The sequence below is a fragment of the Gammaproteobacteria bacterium genome (assembly GCA_035501935.1).
Taxonomy (GTDB): Bacteria; Pseudomonadota; Gammaproteobacteria; order JAJPIJ01; family JAJPIJ01; genus JAJPIJ01.
This window is the reverse complement of record DATJVC010000017.1, coordinates 40,072-65,638: the sequence shown is the minus strand read 5'-3', so window position 1 is coordinate 65,638 and position 25,567 is coordinate 40,072. Positions and strand designations below refer to the sequence as shown.

The window sequence follows — 25,567 nt, the reverse complement described above, 5'->3', positions numbered from 1 at the left end:
GCTGCCCCAGGACAGGATGTCCTCGCTTAAGGCGGCCGGATGGCGGTGCGCAGACTCAATACGGCGCAGATGGCGAGTCAGAAGCGAGGAATGCCGCCGCTTGCCGCACGAAGGACTCATGAAATTGGAACAGGGAGCCGTGTCCGGAGTCGGGATAGGTTAGAAGAACAGCGTTGGGGAGATTCGCGCTCAGCCAGTAGGAGTTCGAGACCGGAATCATCTCGTCATGAATGCCGTTCACCACGAGGGTGGGTTGGCGGATGCCCTTCAGCCCCGCGAAGCGCTCGCCAGTGAAGCGTTCCCAATCACGAAACGCTGACATCTGGGCTTGGGCGACTGCGGGCCCGGAGACCGGCTCCCGATCTTCCTTGCGTCGCATGAGGCGGCTGATAAAGGCCGCGCCCGCCGCTTGGCTCGACTCCGTCGGCGTAAAAAAGATCTTTTGCAGGATCGAATATCCCTTAAGTGTCGGATCCCTGAAATACTTGGCCAAACTGGCTTTATCGAGGTGCATGATGTCCTCTCCACCTCTTGGCGCCGTCCCTACGAGGATCATCCTCCGAAAAATGGAGGCGCGATCCTGCGCAATCTGCTGCGCCACCATGCCGCCCAGTGAAAAGCCGAGGACATCGCAGGTCTTCAGGTCGAGACCGTCCAAGAAGGCCAGGGCATGCACCGCCATGCCGGCAATCGTTTCCGGCACCGTGCCGGTGGAGCGGCCAATGCCAGCACTTTCAAACAAGATCACTTCCCGCCCGACTGCGAGCGGGTCGGTGACCGCCGGATCCCAGTTGTCAAGTGTCCCGGTGAAGTGCTGAAGACACAGGAGTGGAAGTCCCGAGCCCGCTCCAAAACGACGATAGGCATATTTCTCGTTCGCCGTCTGGAGAAATTGCGTGGGTGCGCTTACGTTACTTGCGGCTTTCTCGGTCGGCATCTGTGCTCCCTGGTGATATTGCTACGCTGATTCCGATATGCGGGTGATACATGAGAATCGACATTTTCTTCCAATGAGCACTGATCAAGGGTCATCCGCAAAACCCTTACTTGCACCGATAATGTTGTAACACACCAGGCGACGTACCATCAAATAGTTTTCGGTTGATCCCCCTAAAGAAATTAAAGGGGTCTGGCTCGAAAAAAATACTAGGGGACGTACCACCGATATTTTCCAGCAGTGAAACTAAATGGCGGAGAGGGAGGGATTCGAACCCCCGGTGCCTTGCGGCACTCCGCATTTCGAGTGCGGCGCGATCGACCACTCTGCCACCTCTCCGCGGGCGCATAGAATAAAGGCCTCAACCCCTGTTCACAAGATTATTCTTCGATGAGTTGCGGATTTTCGCGTTCCACTTGCGCGCGCAGTTGGGCGAGCATTTCCGGTGAGAGGCGCGCCGCCAGACGATCCGCCCTCGCCCGCATGCGTTCGTCGCCAGTCACCAGCGCCGCACTGTAGATGCAGCGGTAGGCTTCGGCGTCATCACGCGCGCCGCCCATGCCCCTGGCCCACAGCATGCCCAGATAGTAGCGCGCATAAACGTGCCCTTGTTTGACGGCGGTTTCGAGCCAATGGCGCGCCAGTTCGAAGTTGCGCTCCGCACCCTGGCCCAGATACATGCGGCCCAGGCGGTATTGCGCCTTGGGATGGCCAAGTGCCGCCGCTTGTTCCAGCCACTGGCGCGAGAGGGCGGGATTGCGTTCCACACCGGTGCCCGCGGCATAAGCGCGGGCCAGCGCATACTGCGCGCGGGCGTGCCCCTGCTCCGCCGCCGCGCGATACCAATGCGCCCCCGCCACGGGATCCCGCTCGATGCCGAGCCCGGTGGCATACAGCGTGGCGAGATGAAACTGGGCGCGGGCGTAGCCCCGCTCCGCCGCCTGCTGCGCCCAGTGCGCAGCTTGAGTTTCGTCGGGCGCCAATCCCCGTCCGCCGCTGTAGAGCAGGGCCAGATTGTATTGCGCCCTGGCGTGTCCGCCGGTGGCGGCGCGTTCCAGCCAATGGACGGCCTCCGCCTCATTCGCGGCCACGCCATGACCACGGAGACAGGCCAATCCAAGTTGCAATTGCGACGGGGGATACCCCTGCTCCGCCGCCCGCCGGTACCACTCAGCGGCCTGAACGGGATCGCGCGCGACGCCTTCGCCGTGCGCGTACAGCCAACCCAGATTATGGCAGGCAATGACCTGGCCGCCAGCCGCCGCCTGTCGATACCAATGCACGGCGGCGGCCAGGTCGCGTTCCACGGCGATGCCCTGCTGATAACACCAGGCCAGCGCCGCCTGGGCGCCGGGATGGCCGTGTTCCGCCGCCGTCCGATACCAACGAAATGCTTCGGCCGGATTGGCGGGTACGTCCTCGTCGCCTTCGAAATAAACCTGCGCCAGTGAAAACTGCGCCGGCGCGTAACCGGCTTCCGCCGCCTTGCGGTACCACTGCTCGGCCTTCGCCGGATCGCGTTTAAGGCTCCAGCCATGCAGATAGTTGTCGGCGAGGCTCACCATGGCGCCGACGTCGCCCGCTTTGGCGCGCTCCAAGTGCATCGAAACGTTGACGGTCAGATCAGACATCGCGGATCGCTTCGTGCGACATGCAGGGGCACGTTCACTTTCTTTTTTAGTTTAGCAACACCGGCGGGAACTGCTGCGAACTATTGCGCAATTGCCACGCGGAATTTATTCCGCTTTGGTGATGTAGTCCTTCGTCAGCAGGGCCGCCACGTCCTCGGCCTGTTTGACTTCGCTGCTGCTCATATCCTTCACCAGACTGGCGCGGGTGTCGGTGGCCTCCTTGGAGCCGCCGGCCACGGCGATGTCGCACCACGCGTAGGCCTTGATCTTGTCCACGTCCACGCCGTGGCCCAGACGATATGCCAGGCACAGAAGATATTGCGCGTCGGTGTTGTTCTGCCGCGCCGCGCGCGTCCACCAGTAGACCGCCTGCGCGTAATCCTGCGCCGTGCCGCGGCCTTCACCGTACATCGTGCCCAGCAGATATTCGGCCTCGGCGTGTTTCTGATCCGCCGCCGCGCGCAGCCAGCGCAGCGCCTCGGCGTCATTGGCGGTCACGCCGTCGCCGTCGCGGTACATTTTCCCGAGCGCGTTCTGCGCCTCTGCAAGTCCCTTGTCAGCCGCTGCACGGTACCGGCGCTCCGCCTCGACCGCATCGCGATCGACACCCTGCCCCCTGGCATACATGACGCCGAGATCGTAGATGGCCTGTGCCACGCCCTGATCCGCCGCCTTGCGATACCACTGCATGGCCGTGGCGTAATCGCGCTGCACGCCCTGCCCCGTCGCATACATGTAACCGAGGCTGGCCTGGGCCTGCGGATGGCCGGCCTCCGCTGCCTTTTGATACCAGTGCGCGGCCTCGGCGGCATCGGCCGGGGCGCCCTGCCCGTTGCGGAATAAATTGCCGAGGTTGAACTGCGCGCCGGTGTCTCCCTGTTCCGCGGATTTCTGATACCAGTACATGGCCTGCGCGTAATCGATATCCACCCCAAGACCGCGTTCGTAGAGCACGCCGAGGTTGTATTGCGCGCGGGCCTCGCCGCTTTCCGCGCGGGGCTTCCATATCGCGTAGGCCTGTACGTAGTCGCCGCGCTGCGCCGCCGCGAGCGCAGTCTGATTGTCGGCATCGGCCGCCTGCGCGGTTGCCAGCAGCAATCCACACAACCCGGCCATCACCATTCTTGTTATTGAATCACTGCGCATGGGGGTATTATAGGCCTACATTAATTCCCTGCATTCCAAATGACTTCACAGCGGCTGCGCACCGTCATTTTTGCCGTGCTGATCCCGGTCGGCGTCGTGGCCGCGGATTTTGGCAGTGCCATGTTGCTCTACCAGCAGGGTAATTACGCCGCCGCACAGCAGGAGTTCCTCGTGCTCGCCAATCAGGGCGATCCCGAAGCACAATTCATTCTTGGCGACATCTACGCCAACGGTCAGGGTGTGCCGACTGACGTGGTGCAGGCCTATCGTTGGTATACGCTGGCGGCAAAAAACCGCGCCAAGGGCGCGGCCAAGGTCCGCGATCAACTGGCCGCGAAAATGACGCCCGGGCAAATCGAACAGGGCGAACAGCTTGCCGGCAGCCCGCCCGCCACAACCACCCCGGCACCAGCCAACGCGCCGGCGAACCCAGTGGCGCCAGCCGCGCCGCCTCCTCCGCCACCGCCTGCTCCGCCAGCCGATACTGCCGGAACGTCTCCGTCTCCGCCTCCCCCGCCTTCCGGAGATAATTTCTTTGCACGGCTGTCGCGCGGCACCACCGGCCTGCTGGGCAGTCACTCCCGGGCGCCGGATACCAATCAAGGCGTCACACCCAGTCTTGGCATCCGCGGTCTGAGCGCCGAGGATTTGCGCACGGCCACGCCCAACCCTCAGGCCTTGCAGCAGATGGAGGGCTATCAATCCAACCCCGGCGAAGCCGCCAGCTTTGCCCAGATGGCGCAATTATCGGCGCAGAATGTGCCCTATCTGCAAACCGCGCCGGAGACACCGGCCAATGCCCCGTCACACAATCCGTTGATGCACTGATATGCGTACTCTTCGCTTACTGTTGCTTTCTCTGCTCTCTGCCGGCGTGATCGGCATTGCATTCGCCGATGGCCTCAACCTGAACGGCCTTGATCTGGGCCGCGTGGTCGACCTGGGGCAAAAACTAGCCACGGCCGCAGCCGACGTACCGGAAGATCGCGAGATCGAGATCGGCCGTGGCATGGCCGCCTCGCTGCTTGGCGCCACGCCGCTGGTCAGCGATGACGGCGTGCAACGTTACGTCAACCGGATCGGCATGTGGCTCGCCGCGCAGACTGAACGCCCCAATCTGCCCTGGCACTTCGGTGTCCTCGACACCGAGACCGTCAACGCCTTCGCCGCGCCCGGCGGCTATGTGTTCGTGACCCGCGGCCTGCTGCGCATCGCCGGCGGTGAATCCGATCTGGCCGGCGTGTTGTCGCATGAGATCGGCCATGTGCTCCGCCGGCACCATCTGGAAGCCATCCGCAAACAGGCGATGCAGGGCCTGGCGCTGGATCTGGTCGGCGAGGCCGTGAGCCGCAGTGCCCATTTCAACGCCGCGCCATTCATACAGGCCGGCATGCAGATTTATGCCCGTGGGCTGGATCGCGATGATGAGTTCGAGGCCGACGGCATCGGCGTCGTGCTGGCCGCGCGTGGCGGCTACGAACCCTATGGCCTGCCCCGGGTGTTGCTGGCGATTAATCAAACCCGGCCGGGCGCCGCCGATCTCGCCCTCCTGAATGCCACCCATCCGCCGACGATGGACCGGCTTTCACGGCTGGACAAGCTCATGACCGGCAAGTTCGAAATCTACGAACACAACCCCGCCGTTGCCGAACGCTACCGCCAGGCGACCCGGTGGTTATACCAATGAATCGGGATATCCGCGCCGCGAACTGATCCGGATCAATTCCATTTCATCACCGCGGGTTAGAATTACCTTCATTTCATACCCATCTGGTGAAGAGGGCAATCATGGATCGGCAGGAACCGGTGGCTCTGGGCGTAAGTACGGACAAAATTTGTTTCATCATCCAGAAGGCGCGTGAATTCCATGCCAAGGAGGAGGTTGTGATCCCCGAGGAGCCCTCCGCACCGGCCGACGACTGGGCCCTGCAGGTACTCGCCGATCACAGTGGCGATCCGTCCTATCAGGAATTGCACGCACTCATCGGCGCGATGGATGCCGAGGAACAGGTGAATCTGGTGGCGTTGATGTGGCTCGGCCGGGGCGACTATGCCGGGGACGAGTGGGACGCCGCGCTGGCTGACGCGCGACAGCGATTGAGTTCGCATACCGCCGCATACATCATCGCCACGCCGATGGTTTCGGACTATCTCGAAGAAGGTCTGGCGATGCTGGGTTACTCCTGCGAGTAATAGCGGCTGCTCGCGTTGGGGCGCTGATCCATCCGGTAATTGGCCAAACGCCGGCAAAAGTGTTACCGTGATTGCACCCAAACGGTATTAACCAGCCGCGCAGGCATCCGGTACCTGCCCTCCCGGACGCGATCCCACAGTTGGCGATCGCTCCTGAAGTGTCCACCCGATACCCAGACCTACTGCGGGTGTTCTGACCGCCAAGGCCAGTCCCTCCGCCCCCACGGCGAAGGTCATTCCTCATCATTCCGCCTGCGAGCGGAGACGGAGCTTCAGTCATGACCATCATGAGCATTTATGTCGGTAATCTTTCACCCACCACCACCGAAGAGGAAGTGCGCAACCTGTTCACGGAATTTGGCGCTGTCGAATCCGTGAACCTGCTCACCGATCGCTATACCGGCGAATCACGCGGCTTCGGCTTCGTAAAGATGTACAACAAGGCCGCCCTTGCCGCCATTGAGGCGCTCAGTAAAAGATCGATCGACGGCCGCACCCTCAAGGTCAGTGAGGCCAAGCCCCGCGAACCGGGTGGCGGTTTCCGCCAGCACAGTCGCGGCGGTGCCTTCGGCGGTGGCGGCGGCGGTGGTCGGGGGCGTTATTAATTTCGGACCCAAGAGGAGCGGCGGCTGGCGCGTCCGGCCGCTGCCACTGGTCCCGGGACGAGCAATCATGGAACATTCACCGGATTCAAATACCGTCTTTGCGCCCAGCGCGGCTTTTGTGCAGACCTGCGGCTCCTGCGGCAGCACCTTCCGCGTCGAGATCGAGAGGCAGCGGTTCAACGGCGATCAGCAGGAGTACGCGTGCCCGCATTGCCGGCATCATGTCTGCCGGGTCGCCACTTCAACACCACCCCGCATCACCCTGCTCAGCACCCGTTCGCACAAGCGGCTTCAGTCGACTTGATTCAGCCATGCCCTGGGAAGTCATCCTGGACCTCCCAGGGCACAGAAGGCAAAACTGAAATCTCAGGCTTCTTCAGAGATCCCCTGGCTTTCAGAATCGATCGCTCTGGAGCGACGCGCGGTCAAATCGTAGTCCTGCGCACCCATAATTTTGACGTCGATGAAGTCACCCGCTTTTACGCCCTGCGCTGGCGCGATTAATACCTGACCGTCGATCTCCGGCGCATCGGCGTGGCTCCTGGCGATGGCCGTGCCGTCGTCACGCAGTTCATCAACGAGCACTCGCAGCGTTTTTCCCACTTTGGCGGCCAGTCGCTCGCGGCTGATGAGCTGCTGCACTTCCATGAAACGCGCGTAGCGTTCCTGTTTGACCTCTTCCGGCACCGGATCGGATAGGTCGTTGGCGCGTGCCCCCTCCACCGGCGAGTACGTGAAGCAACCGACACGATCCAATTGCGCCGCACGGATGAAATCGAGCAACTGCCGGAAATCGCCCTCGGTCTCTCCAGGGAAACCGACAATGAAGGTGCTGCGCAGGGCGAGGTCCGGGCAGATCGCGCGCCATGCCTCGATGCGCTCAAGCGTGTTTTCCGCAGCCGCGGGGCGTTTCATCAGTTTCAAGATGCGCGGACTGCCGTGCTGAAATGGCACGTCCAGATACGGCAGGATTTTACCCTCCGCCATCAGCGGAATGATGTCGTCGACGTGCGGGTACGGATAGACGTAATGCAACCGCACCCATACGCCGAGTTCGCTCAAACCCGTGACCAGCCCTGCAAGTGAAGTTGCGTATTCCCGATCATGCCACCGGCCGGTGCGGTAACGGATGTCGGCGCCGTAGGCGCTGGTATCCTGCGAGATCACCAGCAGTTCCTTCACGCCGGCGGCAACCAGCTTCCCGGCTTCCTTCAGGACTTCATCGATCGGCCGGCTCGTCAGATCGCCGCGCATGGAAGGGATGATGCAGAATGTGCAGCGGTGATTGCAGCCCTCGGCGATCTTTAGATAGGCATAGTGCCGCGGCGTGAGCTTTACCCCCTGTGGCGGCACCAGATCGAGATACGGATCGTGTCGCGCCGGTAAATGCTCGTGCACGGCGCCGACGACTTCCTCGTAACGCTGCGGGCCGGTAACCGCCAGCACATTGGGATGGCGCGCGCGGATCCTGTCCGCTCGCGCACCGAGGCAGCCGGTGACGATGACCTTGCCGTTTTCGGCCAGCGCCTCGCCGATGGCGTCCAGCGACTCCGTCACCGCAGACTCGATGAAGCCGCAGGTGTTGACCACCACCAGATCGGCGGCGTCATAGCTCGGCACGATGTCGTAGCCCTCGACCTTGAGTTGGGTCAGGATGCGCTCGGAGTCCACCAGCGCCTTGGGGCAGCCGAGACTGACAAAGCCAACCTTGGGGTTCATTTTGGACATCGGCATGACGGCGGCGATTTGGGGGCGCTGATTATACGCTGCGGGCCGATCCCGTTCGATGGATCAGCCAATATCCTGGCCAGCGGGCGTTGATCCGCGCAGCGGGTCCGTATACCTTGCGAATCCTATGACATCCAAGGCTGAATCACCGGCATTGATTGCGGATGTCGGCGGCACCTATACTCGGCTCGGCATTCTCACGGCCGCCGGCCCCGCTCATGTGAAGGTGGGCGAAAACGCCGCATCGGCAAATTTGATCGTCCTGCTGGAATCCTACCTCCAGACCGTACCGGCCAGCGATCATCCCACCCGCGGCGCGATCGCCGTCGCCAGCCCGGTGACGGGCGACTGGGTTGAGATGACCAACCTCAATTGGCGATTCTCCATCACCGATCTGAAATCGAGACTGAAACTCGACCCGCTGCGTGTCATAAACGATTTCATGGCGCTCGCACTGGCCTTGCCCCATCTGACCGCGGACGCCGTGGTACAGATCGGCGGCGGCAAGGCGGCCCGGGGTGGCGCGGTTGCCGTCGTCGGTCCCGGCACCGGTCTCGGCGTGTCCGGTCTGCTCCCCTGCGACGGCGCCCATGTGCCGATCACCGGGGAAGGCGGTCACGTGTCGCTGGCCGCCCACGACGAGGAAGAGGACCGGGTCCTCGAATGGTTCCGCCGCCGCTATGGACGCGTTTCAGCGGAGCGCGTCTTGTCCGGCCAGGGCCTGGTGGATCTCTATCACTGCCTATGCGGCGGCGCACCGGACCCCGCCATCTCTCCGGAAGCCGTCATCGCGCTCGCCCGCTTGCGGGAGGACCCTTTCGCGGTTCGTACACTGGAAACTTTTTTCTCTTTTCTTGGGGAAACAGCGGGCGATATCGCCCTCATCCTGGGCGCGCGGGGAGGCGTGTACCTTGCCGGCGGCATTCTGCCCCGCGTGCCAGATATGCTTGCATCCTCACCGTTTCGCGCGCGGTTTGAGGACAAGGGGCGTTTCAGGCGCTACATGGCCGAGATCCCGAGCTTTGTAATCACCGCGCCGTATCCCGCCTTCACGGGTCTTCAGGCCTGTCTCAAGCAGCGCTGACCGTTACTCAAGCCCCCGGTTGCGCGTCTCCCCTTCCGCAGCCGTGCGGATTCAGCCGGCCGCCTGCTGCAGCTGGATCGTTTGAGTGGGGTAGGCGAATTCGATTCCTTCCCGCTCAAATCTTTTCAATATCTCCAATCCGATTTTCTGATGGACGTCCATGTAAAAGTTGTAGTCGGGGTCAAGCACGAAATACACGGTCTCGATGACGAGTGCGAAATCGCCAAACTGGGAGAAATGCGAGCGATCAAAGCGCGTTTTCTCGAGGCTGCAGATGATCTCCCTGATCATGTCCGGGATGGCCGCCAGCTTGTCCGCCGGCGTTTGATAGGTCACGCCGATGGAGAAAACGACCCGGCGTTCGAACATGCGCTTGTAATTCCGGATCCGACTTTTCAACAGGTCGGAGTTGGAGAAGACGACCTGCTCACCGCCCAGACTGCGGATGCGCGTGGTTTTGATGCCGATGTGTTCGACCGTGCCCATCTTGTCATCGACAACAATGAAATCACCGATGAGGAACGGACTGTCAAATACAATGGATAATGATGCAAAAAGGTCCCCAAGAATGTTCTGTGCCGCCAGCGCCACCGCCACGCCACCGATGCCGAGTCCGGCGACCAGCGCGGTGATGTTGATGCCGAAGGTGTCGAGGGCGACGAAGGCGAGCATCGTCCACAGCAGCACCCTGACGACGATCCCCATCATGGACATGGTCGTGGCCCTGGCCGGATCCCAGCGCGTCGCCATGTGATGCAGCCAGCTGACGATGATCCGATCGAACCAGCTGGCGACCTGCAACAGAATGCCGGCAATGGCGATGCTGGCGAGCAATCCGTTCGCCGCCCGCGGGAGATTCAGCACGGTGGAACCAACGTACAACGCCAGCGGCAGGAACAGGACGATGCTGGTCCGATCAAGGACATCCACCAGATGATCGTCCCAGGTGTTTTCCGTCCGTCGCGCGAAGGCCGCAAGCCGGCCCAACAGCACCCGCTTGAACAGCACGACAACCAGCAGGACGACGGCGAACAGCACCAGGGACAGACCCAGCGTTTCCACAGAATGTCCGAACAGCTTCAAATCCTTCACGGGGAACCTCCATCGCGGTGCGCAGCTTTCGACAGGCGACGGGCGGGTTTTCGCAATGCCCGGAACCTCCGCCCGGAACGGCCGCCCTGCCGGCGCGCTCCCGGGGGATGACACGCCATCACCGCAGTTTCAGATTCGATCACGTGCCAAAATCGGCGGCGCTGAACAGACGATATCGCTATTGCCAAAACAAATGAACCACGGATGCCACGACGCAACAATCGTTGACCATATCTTCCCAATTGTGTTTGCAATCCGGAAGGATTCGTCCAAACCGGCCCGGTCATTATCGGCGGCGCTCGCACGGGCATCAAGCGCTCCCGCACCCCTCACGCCGGTTTTAAACCGGATTCAGGCGCGGGCGATCTCGACAAGGTTGTCGGAATACGTCGGGCAATGGCCCATGCCGCCGAAGCGGCCGGCGGCAATGCTGTTCACCGTGCCCACCGGATTGTGCGTGCGCCAGTAGCCCAATGTGCCCACCACCACGCCCGGATTGACGTCGTCCGTGACATGCGCGACGCCGAGGAAGGCGCCATGGTCGTTGTAGACCCTGACCCTGTCATCCTGCTTGATCGAGCGCGCCGCCGCATCGTGCGGATTGATCATGACGAACTGCTCGCCCTGGCCGTGGATCTTCTTGGGCTCGTTGGCATAGCAGGAGTTGAGGAAGCCGTGGCTCTTGGGCGCGACGATGTTGAGCGGGTATTTCTTCGCCCGCGCCGGCACGGTCTCCGGATTTTCGAACGGCGGAATGTAGCCGGGCAGCGGCGGGATCGGTTCGCCGCCCTGCAATTCGTTGTACATTTGCCGGAACGGCGGCGCCACGAAATTCTTCGCGTCCTTGAGCAGAATCTCGCACTTGCCGGAGGGCGTCTTGAAATTGCCGTTCTTGTGCGGCGTACGCTTGTTCGGCGCACCCAGTTTCAACCGGGCATAGCCGTGTTTGCGGAAATACTTCATGTCGATGCCCTTCATCTGCGGCACCTTCCAGTCGATGAAGTATTTGATCATCTCCTGATCGGTCATGGTGAACTGGCGATCGTTGAAGCCCATGGTCCTGGCCAGACGGCGGAAGATTTCAGAGTTGGCCACCGCCTCGCCGGGCGGCTCGATGGCCTTCTGATTCAGGGTGAAATACAGATGCCCCCACGAAAACATCATGTCGTCCATCTCCGCGGCCATCGCTGCGGGCAGGATGATGTCGGCATAGGACGCGGTGTCGCTGACGAAGTGGTCGGCGACCACCGTGAACAGATCGTTGCGCTTCAGGCCGGCGAGGATCTTGTCGGTCTCCGGCGCCTGCGTCACCGGGTTGGTATTGTAGACAAACAGCGACTTGATCGGCGGATCGAGCTTCAACTCGCCGGTCAATGCCTTGCCCAGTTGCAGAATGTTGACCACGCGCGTGCCTGGTTTAATCCAGTCGGGACGGCAGACCTTGTCCCACATGATCGGGAACTCCCACAGCGGCGCCTGGTAGATGCCGCCCGCCACGTCCTTCCATGCGCCGGTCAGCGCCGGCAGCGTGCAGATGGCGCGGATCGCCTGTGCCCCGCCCGCGGAGCGCTCGAGCGCGACGCCGATGCGGATCGAGGCGTTGCGCGACTTGGCATACTCGCGCGTCAACTTGCGGATGTCGTCGGCGGCAATGCCGGTAATCTTCTCGGCCCATTCGGGCGTGCAGCTGGCGGCATGCTCCTTCAATTCCTTATGACCAATCGTGTGCTTCTCCATGTAGCCGCGGTCGACGAGGTTCTCCGCGAACAGGACATTGATCATCGCCATGGCCAGCGCGCCATCGGTGCCGGGCTTCGGCGCCAGGTGCCAGTCGGCGTGCTTGGCGGTGCGCGACTTGTAGGAATCGATGACGACGAGCTTCGCGCCCTTCTCCTGCGCCTCCTTGACGAAGTGCCAGTGGTGCAGGTTGGTGGAGATGCTGTTGCAGGCCCAGATGATCATGTACTTGGACTGCGTGAAGCTCTCCGGGTCAAGGCCGGTGATCGGCCCCACGGTCAGGAGCCATGCCGTGGAGGAACCGGAGGCGCAATAGGTCTTCTCGCACACGGTGGCGCCGAGCTTGTTGAAAAACGCGTCGCCCGCGGTCAGGCCCTGAATCATGCCCTCGTTGCCGAGGTAGGAGAGCGGCAGGATGGCCTGCGCACCGTGCCGGGCGATGGTGTCCGTCCAATTCTGTTTGATCTCGGCAAGCGCCTGCTTCCAGGTGATGCGCACGAAGGCGCGGCTGCCCTTGGGACCGTTGCGCTTGAGCGGGTACAGCACCCGATCGGCGTTGTAGTGATGATCATGGAAGTCCTTCAGCTTCACGCACAGGCCGCCGCGCGTCATGGGATGATCGGGGCGGCCGCTGACGTCGATCAGCCGTCCGTTCTTGACGGTGTAGACGAACGCGCAGGTGTCGGGGCAGTCATGCGGACAACCGCCGTGGAATGTTTTGACGCCGGGTTCTTTGCCCATGAGTGACCTCCTTTGAAGTACCGATTTTAAGATCGCCGTTGTACGCGGCTTATGGAGGTTAACTTACACCCATTATTTATAGTGCGTCTACGCAAAATCTATTGTGCGATGCGGCATTGTCATGTTTTTATATGGCCTGCTCATTGCCCCTGCCCGCCCATGCCCCATGGCCACCACCTTTCAAGATCATTTTTCAACTGTCGCGGCTCAGTACGCGCAGTTCCGACCGCGCTATCCCGCGGCTCTGTTTGATTATCTGGCCAAACTGGCTCCCGGCAGAACACTGGCCTGGGACTGCGGTACGGGAACGGGGCAGGCCGCGGTGGCGCTGACCGAACATTTCCAGCGCGTGGAGGCGACGGATGCCAGTGCCGGCCAAATCGCGCACGCGCAAAAACATGCCCGCGTCGATTTCCGGGTTGCACCCGCCGAGCACAGCGGCATGGCGGAAAACTCGGTCGATCTCATCACCGTCGCGCAGGCGCTGCACTGGTTCAACCTGCCCGCCTTTCACGCCGAGGTGGCGCGCGTGCTGCGGCCGGCCGGAATTCTGGCGCTCTGGAGCTATGGGCGTACCGAACTCACGGACGGTGAAGCGCAGAAAATATTCGATGACTTCTACGACGGGATCATCGGTCCGTACTGGCCGCCGGAGCGGCGGGTTGTGGACGATGGTTACCGTGGAATCACGCTGCCGTTCCCGGAACTGGGCGTGCCCGCATTCACGATGGAAGCAGAGATGACGCTGCCGGCACTGGCGGGTTATGTGCGCACATGGTCCGCCACCCAGCGCTTCCGGCAAATCCGCGGTGAGGACCCGGTACCCGCGTTGATTGAATCACTGACCGATGTCTGGCCGGATCCGGAACGGCCGCGGATCGTCCGCTGGCCGCTGGCGCTGCGCGTCGCGCGCAAGCCCGGCGGCTAGATCATTTCAGCGAGGTCCTTGAGCGTGAGTGTCTTTACCGCCGCGGCGATGCTCTGTTCGTAATTGCGCCAGTGGGACAGGAACGCCGTGCTTGCGCGCGTCTCCAGTCCGCCGGCCGCATCCGCCGATCGCACGATATCCAGCACCGCATCCACCGTCGTGACCTCCGGCGCGCGCGCCAGCAGGTAGGCGGGTTCATCGCCCGCGACGGTTTTCAGCAGGCCGCTCTGCTGCAAGGGCTCCAGCATCTTGCGGAGCAGCGCCTTCGGCACGTGCAGTCGCTGCGCGAGAGCGGGCAGCGTGCAGGGCGGCCTGCTGTGGTAGAGCGCCGCCGTGATATGACCCATCGCCAGCAGGACCAGCGCCTCCTGCTCGCGCACGCTCAGAACCGGATCGCGCCGGCGACTGCTCAAATATTCCGGGTGCTGGTGATAGAAGGCGATGTTGGCGCCGGTGAGCAGGATGAGCCAGGCCACGTACAGCCAGATGATGAACAGGAACAGGCTGGCGAACGTGGCATAGACCGCCGTGTACTGCGCGGAACCGGCCACGAATTTTGCGAAAGCCCAGCTCGCCACCTGCCACAAAATGCCCGCCGTCACCGCGCCCGCAAAGGCCGAGCGCACCCGCACGCGCGTGTTGGGCATGAACACATACACAAAGGTAAACGCGCCGATGACGATGAGATACGGCAACAGCCGCGCCATCCAGCGCAGTACCTGCCCCACCAGTTCATACGAGGACAAATAATTCACCACCTGATTGTCCATCAACGAGGCGGTGATGCCGAAGGCGGTGAACACCAGCACCGGGCCGATGATGATCACGCTCAGGTAATCGCTGAAACGCTGTTTTGCGCTACGCTGGGTTGTAATCCGCCAACTGTGGTTGAAGGCCTGTTCGATCTTCTGCATGACCGACACCACGGTATAGAACAAGGTGACCAGACCCACGGTGCCCAGCGCGCCGACTTTCATGTTGTTGACGAAACTGATGATGTTGTGCGCGATGTCCTCGCCACTGGGCCCCAGAGGTTCCAGCGCCTGCAACAATATCGGTTCCAGCTTATTGTGCACACCGAAGGCCTTGAGCATGGAGAAACTGACCGCCAGGAGCGGCACCATCGACAGCAGGGAGGTGTAAGCCAGACTGGCGGCGCGAATCGGCAGATCGCCCTGTGTCAGGTCGCGCACGGTGACGTAGAAATAGCGCGTCAGGGTGATGAATACGGCGTGGTGATGCGGCACACCCCGGAGGTCGGGGTTCCCCCAAAGATAATGATGCACATGGGCGGCCGGCGAGCGATTCATATAACGATGATGACACTACTCCCGCTTCCGGCCAAGCAAGACAGCGTTCATGGTGCGGCAAATCCTGACTGCCACATTGCCTCCAGCGTTTGCTGGACGAATAACCGGATCGCCGGCTCATTCGAGGCCCTCGGTCCGGCAATGTTCAAAATCCTGACCGAGTGACGGATCAGAAATTCGCCAAGCGCCGGCATGTGCGCATCGCCGGGGTGGACATGGCGGCATGGCCTGCCCAGTCTCATCGCCAGTTGCCGGGTCAGCAACGAACCGCCGCTGAGCGCCGGTGCGATGGAAAAAACGAGCGTGGCGTCGCTGTCACGCACATTCCACTCCGTGCGTTGCGCGTAGTCCGCGGAAGGAGTCTCCGTCAGTTGGTAACGCACCGGGATGGCGCCATCTTCGGCCAGACGGCCCTGCGGACACCAGCCGCCATATTTGATGTTGTGCGCGATTGCCCAGTCCAGCGCCGCGCGATCGGCGCCGGTCTGGCCGCCCGATATGACCTTCTCCACCTCCCACCACCCACTCATACGATTCATGTCCACAAGGCATCACGCAGGCCGGAGTCGCGTTGCGAGACGCGTCCGACCGCCGCCGCCACAACCTCGGCGCTGCCGTAAATCTCGGTCCGCCGCCGGGCACGGGTGATGCCGGTGTAGAGCAGTTCGCGCGACAGCACCATTGAGGCGGCATCCGGCAGGATTAACAACACCTCGTCGAACTCCGAGCCCTGGGCCTTGTGCACGGTGAGTGCATACGCCGTCTCGTGCGCCGGCAGGCGCGCCGGCGCCAATGCCCGGATGCCACCGCCCGCCGCCGCAAAATAAACCCGCAGGTCGCGCGCACCCGATGCGCGCATCGCGATGCCCAAATCGCCGTTGTAGAGCTGAAGCTCATGATGGTTGCGGCTGATCAGCACCGGCCGCCCCGGATACCAGTGCTCCCGCGCCGGCAATCGCCCCTTGTCGGCCAGCACACGTTCAATCATCTCGTTGAGCCGTCGTGCGCCGCTCAAGCCCTCGCGATGCGCGGTCAGGATGCGGAAACGATCGAACGCGGCCAGCGCACGCGCCGGGTCGCCGTCATCAACCGCATCGAAGTATTCTTTCAATCCAACAAGCAGCCGCCCGACGAGTGCGGCGGGAATCAATTTTGCATCCGGAAACCAGCGCAGATCGCCCTCTTGATTTGCGGCGCCCGCGTTCCGCAGCAGCATCAGCGCAGCTTCCACGTCGCCTTCGCGCACGCGGCGCGAGAGCCGGGCGATGCCGCTGTCGGCGGCGAAGCGGTGGCTGCGATCGAGCAGCGCGGCGCAGTCGGCCAGCGGTGGGCGCACGCCCCCCGCCGTCGGCACGTTCATGCCGGTCACCGTGCCCAGCCGGCTGGCAAACGCCGGGGAGTACAGATTTTCGCGACTGCAAATATCGGCAAGTACCGCCCCGGCCTGCACTGAGGCGAGTTGGTCCTTGTCGCCAATCAGGATCAGCCGCGCCCCCGGGGCCAGCGCGTCAACCAGTTTCGTCATCAACGCCATGTCCACCATCGAGGCCTCATCCACCACCAACACGTCAAGCGCCAGCGGATTCTCACGGTTGTGACGGAATAAAAGCGAATCCGGCGCCCCGCCGAGGAGCCGGTGCAAAGTGGAAGCCGCGTCGGGAATGGCGGCCTTGATCGCGTCCGCCACCGGCAGCGTTTCGCGCGCGGCGCGGACGGTCTCCTGCATGCGCGCCGCCGCCTTGCCGGTCGGCGCCGCCAGCCCGATGCGCGGCGCCACAGGCGACTGTTCGGCGAGCAGCGCCAGCAGGCGCACGACCGCAGTGGTCTTGCCGGTGCCGGGGCCGCCGGAAATCACACACAGCTGCTTGAGTACTGCGATGGCGGCGGCGACTTGCTGCCAGTCAGTTTCCCCGCCGACCGTTCCGAACAGCCGCCGCAGCCCTTCCCGCAAACGCACCTCATCAACCTGCAATTCCGCCGTGGCGCGGGCACGTAAATCGGAGGTCAGCTTCTGCTCATAATTCCAGTACCGATGCAGATAAAGCCGGCCCGTTCCATCCAATATCAGTGGTTTGAATTCACCCGGCGCGCCGGCGACACCGCTTTGCCGCAGCGCTGCCATCCAGCCTTCATGATCAAGAGCGGGTGGCGGCGCGGCGCGGTGCAGATCGACACACACATGGCCCGCGCTGGTTGCAGCCGTGAGTTGTTCCACCGCCGCGGTGATAGCGGCGCCGTGATCGCCCGCCACACGCGCGAGCAACGCAGACAGGTGCGAGCCCAGCAATCGGAGATCGTCACCGCCCGTGACCGGTACGATGCTCATGCCGCGACTCCCCGTCGATCCGCGACCAGGGCATCGAGCGCCTCGATCAATGCCGCCGCCGGGCGGTCGTGAAACACGCCTTGCCCGGCTGCATGTGTCGGCGCCATGCCGCGCACGAACAGGTAAAATACGCCGCCCAGGTGGCGTGCATAGTCATAGTCGCGGAGCCGGGCCTTGAGAAAGCGGTGCAGGGCCAGCGCGTAGATCAGATATTGCAGGCCGTAGCGTTCGCGGTTCATCTCGGCGAGCACGCGATCGCCGGTGTAGTCTTCAGCCCCGGGTCCCAGCCAGTTGGACTTGTAATCAGCCAGGTACCAGCGCCCGGCGGATTCGAAAATCAGATCGATATAGCCCTTCATATACCCGCGGCCGAGATTGATTTCCAGATCCTCCACCTGCTGACGCAGGCCCGGCGCGGCGCCGTGGGCGGACAACAGCCGGATCAGATCGCGGCCCATGAACGGTTTCAGCGGGTAACAGAATTCAAGTTCGTTTAACCGCTGCTTGAGGGCAATGTTGCCAAGACGCAGATCGGGGTGTGACAGAAGCGGCGTGGCAAGCACGTTGCCCGTCATGTCGGCAATCGTCGCCGTCCATTCCTCGCTGAATCCATGCCGCAAGAGTTCGGCCGTCACGGTTGGCTGCCATGTGCCGCGATCGGTGAAGTCGATGTGCTCGAAGATGGCGTGGATGCAGCGGCCGGCGCGGGCACCACGCGAAAAGGCGTGGATGCCCGTCTCCGCGCCGGTTCCCGTACCCTCCCCTGTGAGCGCATCGTAATCAGGCCGATCATCGGCGCTGGCGCGCAACAGCGAGGAATAGCTCACCATGCGCACGGCCGGTGCGATGCGGACATCGAATGGACGCGCGGCCAGTTTTTCTGATCCGGTCGCCGGCGCTGCAAGCGTCGGCCGTTCAGGCCCCTCTTCTGACAATGTCTCAACGGCGATGGCGCCGCCACTCTTCAGCGCCAGCTTCTTCAGATCCGCCAGCAGCGCCTCATCGGACTTCGCCTTGACGTGTGCAAAAAACGCATCCGCGTCCGATTTCCAGCCATCGTCGCCCTGATGCAGCAGCCATGCCGGTGGCGCGCGTTCGGCACCGTCGACCGCGCCCCAAAACAGGTAACAGCGGTTCTTCGCCCGCGTCAGCGCCACGTAAAACAGGCGCAGATTCTCGGCGCGCGACTCCTGTTCCGCCTGTGTCTGCGCGATGGGATCACCGCAGTCAAATTGCAGCACCGGCATGTCGTTTTTCGCCAGATCGTGGAAATAGATCGGTTCGTCACTGTCGCGCGGCGACATCACGTCCCAGGCGAAGGGACAGAAGACGAAGGGAAACTCCAGTCCCTTGCTGTTGTGCACGGTGACGATGCGCACAAGTTGTTCGTCGCTCTCCAGCCGTAGTTGCGTCTCCTCCGTGCCGCGTTCCCGCGCCTGCCGGTGTCGGGCCAGCCAGTCGATGAGCTGTTCCATCCCTGCCAGGCCGTGGCCGGCCTCCGTTTGCAGCAATTCGGCGAGATGCAGCAGATTGGTCATTGCCCGTTCGCCATCGGCGCGCGCAAGCAGCCGCCGCGTCACGTCCGCCTCATACATGAGCTTGCAGAACACATGAAAAAATCCACGTTCGCACCACTTGTCATGCCAGGCATGGAAGTGCCGCACCCATTCCTCCCACGCCGTTTTATTGTCATCCAGATCAAGCAGCGTTTCAGCGGCGCAACCCAGCAGAGGGGTCGCGAGCGCGGTGCGCACCAGCCGCTCGCGACCCGGCTCGGCAATGGCGCGCAGCACATGCTCCAATTCCGCCGCCTCGATGCTCGCAAACACGCTCTCCTGCGACTGCTCGACGCTGTGTATGCCGCGCATCGCGAGGGCATTGCGGATGAGGCCCGCCTGCCTGTGGGTCCGCACCAGCACGGCGATGTCACGACCAGTCAATGGACGGCCGGTCTTTTTCACTTCATCGAAGAAATACGCCTGGTTTTCGGCGCTCAGGCGCAGCAAGTGGGCAATCTCGTTGACGGCGGCCTCCACTGCATGTGGTACGGCTGCTTTTTTGGGTAAAAACCCCACATCCGCGCCCCGCTGCATGAACCAGAGCACAAACGGAGCGCCGTCCAGATTCGACACTTCACGTTGCTTTTCCGCCGGCATCGCCGGTGAGAATTCTATGCCCGGAAGTAAAAACGCCGTGCTGGCATTTGCAAAGGTAAAGATCGCATTGACGGCATGGATCAATGCCGGCTCGGAACGCCAGTTCACCGTCAGGGGATGTATGGTGCCGGCGTCGCGGCGGGCTTGGAGATAGGCGTAGACATCGGCGCCGCGGAACCCATAAATGGCCTGCTTCGGATCGCCCACGAGGAACAGCGGCAGATCGGTGCCCAGATACAGGCGACGGAAGATGTCGTACTGCAACGGATCGGTGTCCTGGAATTCGTCGATCAGCGCCGCCGTGTATTGTTGCCGCAGGTGCTGCACAAGCGCGTCGCCCAGCGGTCCCGCCAGCGCCCGCTGGGTACGGCGGAGCAGATCGCCATAGGACTGCTGCCGCAGGCGGGAGAGGCGCGCTTCCAATTCCTGGTTGCAGTAATCGAGCAATTGTCGTCTCAACGTTCGCGCGCGCGACTCGAAGCACGCCGTAAGTCCGGCATGGTGCGTACCCAGCATTTCACAATGATCGAAAAACGGGTTCCCCGGCGTCGGTTGATCTTTTTTCGTGCCTTCATCAAGCCCGCTGCGGGTGAATTTCCGGAATTTCTCCGGCAATGCCAGGCTGGGTCTTCCCGCAAACAATTCATCCAGCGACATCAGCCAGCCGGGAATTGAATCCTTTTTATAGGATTTGCGATTCAATGCCTGGCTGTTCAGTAAAATCTTCTCAACCTCGTCGCGTCGCTTCCGCCAATCATCGGCAGCCGTTCCAAATGCACTGTCATAAATCCCTTCGAGATCGGAGCAATCGATCGTGTCGTCAACGCCGCGCACCTCCATGCCAGTTTTCCCCACGTGAGGTTTGATGGTTTTCAGCAGCGCTTCGGGAGTTTTCGATGTGCCGCCCAGCAAATAATCGACGAACAGCGGCGAAGCGGTGGTCACTTCCCGCCGCCAGAAATCCCGCGCGATTTCCGCGAGGAGATCATCGGTGTCAGGCAGGATTTCGACGTCAAAGGGCTGGCCGCCCGCAAACGGCCAGTCCGACAACACCTGCTGGCAGAAGCCGTGGATGGTGTGGATCGCTGCCAGATCGAAACCGGCCACCGCCGCCGTGAGCCTGCGGATCGCCAGCGCCGGATCGCAGTTCGCGGTGTGCAGCCGGACGATGAATTCATCGTCATCGCTGCCGCCACGGAATACCTTGAGCACGCGCTGAAGTTTTGCCCGCAGCCGTTCGCGCAATTCCGCAGTCGCGGCCTTGGTGAAGGTCAGCACCAGGATTTGATCGACGGTGCGTTCCGTCTCCACGATCAGGCGCGCATATAGGTTGCCCAGCACATGCGTCTTGCCGGTACCGGCGCCGGCTTCGATGAGTTGCAGGCCGGAAAGCGGCAGCGCCAGGGCATCGAACGATGCAGGCGACCGCCGGCTCACGATGACGACCCCGTGTGCCGCCGCAAAGGTTCGCAGACGCAGCGCGCCAATGTCTCGAATTCGGCATCGAGCGGATCAGTGTCACCGAAGGCAAGACGGTAGTGGGCGTCCTCGCACTCACCCTTGCGATATTCATCACCCTCCCAGGTTCTGCGTGCGGCGTCGAGGCCGTCCCCGCCCTTTTCGACAACAGCGATGTATTCCAGCGCCGACCTGGGGAAAAAGTGCAGCGGCCTTGTCAGTCCTTCGCGGAACAAGGCCAGCAGATCCTTCAACAATTTCCCTGGATCACTGACGGGTCGCAATCGTATTTCATCGTCCAACAGGTAAATCTCGCTCCCGCTGCCGGCGCGCGACACATTCAACGCCAGATGCTGAACCCAGCATTCCAGCTGCAAGGCGGGATGGGTTTTGTCACGAGCGAGATACCGTTGCAAGCCGCCGTCGGTGACGCCCGCCATCGCGCCCGTCAGGCGCACGCCGCCGATCTCCAAATCCAGCGCCAGCGTTTCCGCCGGCTTGAGCCGCCGGCGCAAATTCGCGGCGAAGCGCATCGCGGCTCTACTTTCCGCGAGGAACAGGCGCTCACCCACTTGCCCGTGCGGCAGGGTGCCGAGCGATTCCCCGGCAGTGCGCAGTTCTGCCGGCGCGTGACCCGCCAGCAGGAGATCGGTCAGCCGCTGGCGCATCCCGTTATCGGCATAATTTTCGAAAGCGAACGGCTCATCACCGGCCAGTTCCCCCGTCGTTTCGCGCAGGTCGATGCCCAGCCGGCGTGTCAACAGGAAGCGTGCCGGGTTGCGAAAGAACGAAACGAGATCGCGCAGCGTCAGCTCGCGCCACTCCCCGTCCTTGAGCGGTAGTATCGAAGTCAGCAGCGGCGGGCGTGCCAGCGTGTCGGCTGGCGCAGGAGGCACGCAAAGCTCCGCTCGATAACTGTACAGCCGTCGATCACGACCGTCGAAATAACGCCGACTGAAGGCCTGCAACGGATGGCGGGTCACGAAATGCTGTTCGTCCGCGGGCTCGCCGTTCACGGTGAAGCCCGTGCGCAGCACATCGAGCAGTTCACTGACCAGCACCGACGGCGGAAGTGATTCGTCGGTATGCTGATCGCTGCCCACGTAACTGATGTAAAGACATTCGCGCGCCGCGAGCAACATTTCCAGGAACAGATAACGATCGTCATCGCGGCGCACGCGATCACCCCGGCGGTGCTCTGAGGCCATCCTGTCAAAATCAGGCCGGTGATCGAGTCGCGGGTAGGTGCGATCATTCATGCCGATGAGACAGATCAACTTGTGCGGCAGGCCTCGCATCGATGCCATATCGGCAAACGTGACCCCGCCCCCGGCCGGCGCGGCGCGCCCCATCTGCGCCACCCGCTGCTCGAGCTCCACGCCCACCACGCCGCGACCGATGGTGCCGGCGAATGCCGCAAGTGTCGCGTCGCGCGCCATGCCCGACAGCACCTCGCGTAACGCCTGCAACGCCTCCTCGTCTGCCTCATCCTCGCCGGCCTCGAAAAAATTGTGGAGCAACGCTTTCAACGTCTCCGTCCAGGCGGAAACGCGGCGTGGTGGCGCCAGCCGGTCGCGAAACGTCAGCAGCGCGTCGAGATAGGCCAGAAACCGCGAAAGCAGGCGTGCATTGTCGCCCTCGATGCCGGCGTACGGCAGTATGCCGGCGTATGGTTGCGGACCTTCACCGGACATGGCGAAGCCCATCAGCAACCGATCAAGTCCGGCGCTCCAGGTATGCGCCTGCGTCGCCGGCAGCCCCAAGCGCTGCCGCTGGGCGGCGTCCCATGCCCAGCGGACATTCGTTTCAGACGTCCAGCGCCGCAATCGCGCCAGGTCATCGTCGTCCAGATCGAAGCGCCGCTGCACCGCTGGCACCTCCAGTGGCGAAAGCACGGCCTCGGCGGTGAGGCGGCTGTCCGGCAATTCCAGCAGCGCGAAAAAGGTGTCGGTCAGCTGGCCGCGCCGCGGGCCGCCCCGATCCATCACCCGGTAGGGAACATGGCGGCCGCCCGTCGCCGCGCCAAAGACACCTTCTATATAGGGTGCATAGGCGGGCAGCCCGGGCGTGATGACAAGGATGTCCGATGGCGTAAGCGCGCGACCCTCGCGTGCGGCGGACTCGAACATCGCCAGCAGCCGGTCATGCAGCACCTCCACCTCGCGCATGGCGCTGTGGCAGGCGTGGATTTGCACCGATTCATCGTGGGCGGCGGCCGGCAGCGGTGGAAATTCTCCGCGCTGGCCGCGGTCGCGCAGATCGAGAATGTCGGCTTGCAGTAGGTGCAACACGGATTCGGCGGCCGGCGCTTCAAAGTATTCGTGCTCCGCACCCGGCAATTCCAGGACCGCGTCGATGAACTCGCGCGCCGGCCGGCCGAGTGATGCCAGCAGCGCATGGCCGGTTTCCAGATGCAGTGATTCCGGCGCACGCGAACCGCCGAGCCGCGCCTGCTCGCGTTCATTGGCGATCTGACCCCAATATTGGCGGCAGGGATTGAGGAGAAACAGATGCACATCAGTGCGGCGGGCGAGCCGTTCGATGACCTCGAGATACGCCGGCGTCAGCGCGGGCAGGCCGAACAGCGACACCCGCCCGGGCAGTGAAGCCGGCACTGCTTCGTCCGCCAGCGCCCGCAGGCAGGCATCATGGGCATGAACCCAGTGTTCACCGTGATCGGCGGCGACGAGGCGCCGCCACAACCGCGCCTGCCAGTCATCGCCCTCGCCCCGCTCCCAGGCGCGAATCCAGTCGGGCCTGAACAGCAGATACTGATCGAAGACGCCGGCAATGCGGCCGGCGAGCTCATGGCGCCTGCGCTCATCCTGCCGGCCTTCGCCGGACTCGAGATACGCCGCCAGCGGCGCATGGGAACCGTCCCCCGGCAGATCGGCGAGCACGTCCATGATCCGCCAGGTCAGCACCGACGGGGTATAGCGCGATATTTCCGGCAATCCGGACAGGACCGCGCCAAACAGGCCCCAGATGAACTCCGCCGGGAAGGGAAAGCTGACGTTGGCGCAGATACCGAGCGCATCCGCGAGCCGCCACTGCAGCCAATGCGCAGCGCCATGACTCTGCACCACCACCGTCTCCGGCACGAACGGCGCTGGCGGATCATCCGTGAACAGCCGGGTCAGCTCATCGGCCAGCCGTTCCAGTCGATTGCTCTGATGGACGTGCAGCATCCGTGACCCGATCAGTTAAAATGGCTCCATATCCCCGGCATGACACACAATATTATGTCGCCCCCCACTCCGGAAGATGAAGCATACCAGCAGCGGATACTCCAGGGCGTCTCCCGTACCTTTGCGCTCACCATCCCCGAGCTGCCGCCGGCGCTCGCGCGCGTGGTCAGCAACGCCTATCTGCTGTGCCGCATCGCCGACACCATCGAGGATGACCCCGGGCTGAGTTATCCGCAGCAGCGCGAGTTCTCGGATCGCTTCGTCGCCGTGGTCGCCGGCCGGATGGACGCGCAGGCGTTCGCCGACGCGTTGCATCCACTGCTCTCGCCCAAGTTGCAGGAAACGGAGCGTGATTTGATCCACAACGCAGCCCGCGTCATCCGCATCACGCTGAGCTTCAATGCCAACCAGCGGGCCGCGCTGCTCCGCTGCGTGCAGATCATGGCCAACGGCATGGCCTGGTACCAGGAACGGGAGACCCTCGACGGGTTGGCCGACATGCCGGCGATGGATCGTTATTGCTATTACGTGGCCGGCGTGGTCGGTGAGATGCTGACCGAACTGTTCTGTGATTACTCGCCGGAAATCGCGACCCAGCGGGAACCGTTGATGAAACTGGCGGTCTCCTTCGGACAGGGACTGCAAATGACCAACATCCTGAAGGACATCTGGGAGGATCGCCGCCGCGGCGCCTGCTGGCTGCCGCGCGACGTTTTTCTGGGCCATGGCGTCGACTTGAGCAAACTGCCGGAGGCCGCCACGCAACCCGGCTACGCCGCGGCCTTGAGTGAGCTCATTGCCGTGGCGCGCGGGCATCTGGAAAACGCGCTCGCCTACACGCTGCGCATCCCGGCCCACGAGCGCGGAATCAGGCGCTTCTGCCTGTGGGCGCTGGGCATGGCGGTGCTGACGCTGGACAAGATCAACCGCCGCCGCGATTTCCGCGCCGGCCATGAGGTCAAGATTTCCCGCCGCCAGGTCCGCGCCACCATCCTGCTCAGCAACATGAGCGTTGCGCATGATCGCCTGTTGCGCGGCCTGTTCAGAATCGCCGCCCGGCGATTGCCTGCCGCCCCCGTTCATGCGACACTGGCGGCCATCGGTCGGGGGACCGGCACGTAAATCCGCACGCGGGAGCAAATCGTCCACATACTTTAATCGCATCAGACGGCGGAAAATAATCTTTACAGTTGTACCGCCGGTTGATCAGGCATTTCGGAATTTATCGGGCATCAACACCGGCCGGCGATAAGAGCGGAGGGAATTGCTTAATTCGATTCTTCGGCAACGGAAACAAACGGCCAACA

Annotated in this window: 19 protein-coding genes and 1 tRNA gene; 8 read left to right on the top strand and 12 right to left on the bottom strand. The window is 62.8% G+C overall.

The features are described 5' to 3' along the window. Positions 1–55: 55 nt before the first annotated feature. The 4 genes from VMH34_04400 to VMH34_04385 form a co-directional block, all read right to left on the bottom strand. The gene (locus tag VMH34_04400) at positions 56–937 is read right to left on the bottom strand and encodes an alpha/beta hydrolase (protein HTT08011.1); all 882 of its coding nucleotides are present in this window, start codon (positions 935–937) and stop codon (positions 56–58) included. A gap of 251 nt (positions 938–1,188) precedes the next feature. Next, positions 1,189–1,276 (bottom strand) — tRNA-Ser (locus VMH34_04395). Positions 1,277–1,317: 41 nt separating this feature from the next. Continuing rightward, positions 1,318–2,568 (bottom strand): tetratricopeptide repeat protein, encoded by a 1,251-nt coding sequence (locus VMH34_04390; GenBank protein ID HTT08010.1) that lies wholly within the window; start codon positions 2,566–2,568, stop codon positions 1,318–1,320. 105 nt (positions 2,569–2,673) lie between these two features. Further along, positions 2,674–3,714 carry a tetratricopeptide repeat protein gene (locus VMH34_04385; protein HTT08009.1) on the bottom strand — a complete coding sequence of 347 codons (1,041 nt, stop codon included), beginning with the start codon at positions 3,712–3,714 and terminating at the stop codon, positions 2,674–2,676. 39 nt (positions 3,715–3,753) lie between these two features. Here VMH34_04385 and VMH34_04380 point away from each other — a divergent pair, with 39 nt between their 5' ends. From VMH34_04380 to VMH34_04360, 5 genes are all read left to right on the top strand, one after another. Further along, positions 3,754–4,542: a hypothetical protein gene (locus VMH34_04380; protein HTT08008.1), complete on the top strand. Its 789-nt coding sequence runs from the start codon at positions 3,754–3,756 to the stop codon at positions 4,540–4,542. Between the two features lies 1 nt (position 4,543). Further along, positions 4,544–5,401, top strand: coding sequence for a M48 family metalloprotease (locus tag VMH34_04375; GenBank protein ID HTT08007.1), 858 nt, complete (start codon positions 4,544–4,546; stop codon positions 5,399–5,401). 101 nt (positions 5,402–5,502) lie between these two features. Then, positions 5,503–5,907: a DUF3775 domain-containing protein gene (locus tag VMH34_04370; protein ID HTT08006.1), complete on the top strand. Its 405-nt coding sequence runs from the start codon at positions 5,503–5,505 to the stop codon at positions 5,905–5,907. A gap of 278 nt (positions 5,908–6,185) precedes the next feature. Beyond that, the gene (locus tag VMH34_04365) at positions 6,186–6,512 is read left to right on the top strand and encodes an RNA-binding protein (protein HTT08005.1); all 327 of its coding nucleotides are present in this window, start codon (positions 6,186–6,188) and stop codon (positions 6,510–6,512) included. A gap of 67 nt (positions 6,513–6,579) precedes the next feature. Beyond that, positions 6,580–6,816, top strand: coding sequence for a hypothetical protein (locus VMH34_04360; protein HTT08004.1), 237 nt, complete (start codon positions 6,580–6,582; stop codon positions 6,814–6,816). Positions 6,817–6,878: 62 nt separating this feature from the next. Here VMH34_04360 and rimO read toward each other — a convergent pair whose 3' ends face one another. Then, the gene (rimO, locus tag VMH34_04355; GenBank protein HTT08003.1) at positions 6,879–8,240 is read right to left on the bottom strand and encodes a 30S ribosomal protein S12 methylthiotransferase RimO; all 1,362 of its coding nucleotides are present in this window, start codon (positions 8,238–8,240) and stop codon (positions 6,879–6,881) included. Positions 8,241–8,367: 127 nt separating this feature from the next. On the opposite strand from rimO, the gene glk reads away from it, so the two are divergent. Then, a complete protein-coding gene (gene glk / locus VMH34_04350; GenBank protein ID HTT08002.1) occupies positions 8,368–9,324 on the top strand; it encodes a glucokinase in 957 nt (318 codons plus the stop codon). Positions 9,325–9,375: 51 nt separating this feature from the next. On the opposite strand, the gene VMH34_04345 is transcribed toward glk, so the two are convergent. Further along, complete coding sequence (locus VMH34_04345) at positions 9,376–10,416, bottom strand: mechanosensitive ion channel family protein (GenBank protein HTT08001.1); 1,041 nt, start codon at positions 10,414–10,416, stop codon at positions 9,376–9,378. Between the two features lie 351 nt (positions 10,417–10,767). Beyond that, positions 10,768–12,894 (bottom strand): molybdopterin oxidoreductase family protein, encoded by a 2,127-nt coding sequence (locus VMH34_04340; GenBank protein HTT08000.1) that lies wholly within the window; start codon positions 12,892–12,894, stop codon positions 10,768–10,770. Between the two features lie 166 nt (positions 12,895–13,060). Between VMH34_04340 and VMH34_04335 the strand changes: the two genes are divergently transcribed. Beyond that, positions 13,061–13,822 carry a class I SAM-dependent methyltransferase gene (locus VMH34_04335; GenBank protein ID HTT07999.1) on the top strand — a complete coding sequence of 254 codons (762 nt, stop codon included), beginning with the start codon at positions 13,061–13,063 and terminating at the stop codon, positions 13,820–13,822. On the opposite strand, the gene VMH34_04330 is transcribed toward VMH34_04335, so the two are convergent. Genes VMH34_04330 through recC form a run of 5 tightly spaced genes read right to left on the bottom strand, consistent with a single transcriptional unit; the run spans position 13,819 to position 24,260 of the window. Further along, complete coding sequence (locus VMH34_04330) at positions 13,819–15,132, bottom strand: YhjD/YihY/BrkB family envelope integrity protein (protein ID HTT07998.1); 1,314 nt, start codon at positions 15,130–15,132, stop codon at positions 13,819–13,821. The genes VMH34_04335 and VMH34_04330 overlap by 4 nt on opposite strands. Before the next feature lie 47 nt (positions 15,133–15,179). Further along, on the bottom strand, positions 15,180–15,671 hold the full coding sequence (locus VMH34_04325; protein HTT07997.1) for a putative molybdenum carrier protein: 492 nt from the start codon (positions 15,669–15,671) through the stop codon (positions 15,180–15,182). After that, positions 15,668–17,458 carry an exodeoxyribonuclease V subunit alpha gene (gene recD / locus VMH34_04320; protein HTT07996.1) on the bottom strand — a complete coding sequence of 597 codons (1,791 nt, stop codon included), beginning with the start codon at positions 17,456–17,458 and terminating at the stop codon, positions 15,668–15,670. Before recD ends, VMH34_04325 begins: the two co-directional genes overlap by 4 nt. After that, positions 17,455–21,051: an exodeoxyribonuclease V subunit beta gene (gene recB / locus VMH34_04315; protein HTT07995.1), complete on the bottom strand. Its 3,597-nt coding sequence runs from the start codon at positions 21,049–21,051 to the stop codon at positions 17,455–17,457. The genes recD and recB overlap by 4 nt, the downstream gene beginning before the upstream one ends. Continuing rightward, positions 21,048–24,260, bottom strand: coding sequence for an exodeoxyribonuclease V subunit gamma (gene recC, locus VMH34_04310; GenBank protein HTT07994.1), 3,213 nt, complete (start codon positions 24,258–24,260; stop codon positions 21,048–21,050). Before recC ends, recB begins: the two co-directional genes overlap by 4 nt. A gap of 39 nt (positions 24,261–24,299) precedes the next feature. Here recC and VMH34_04305 point away from each other — a divergent pair, with 39 nt between their 5' ends. Next, a complete protein-coding gene (locus VMH34_04305) occupies positions 24,300–25,382 on the top strand; it encodes a phytoene/squalene synthase family protein (protein HTT07993.1) in 1,083 nt (360 codons plus the stop codon). The last annotated feature ends 185 nt before the right edge of the window (positions 25,383–25,567 follow it).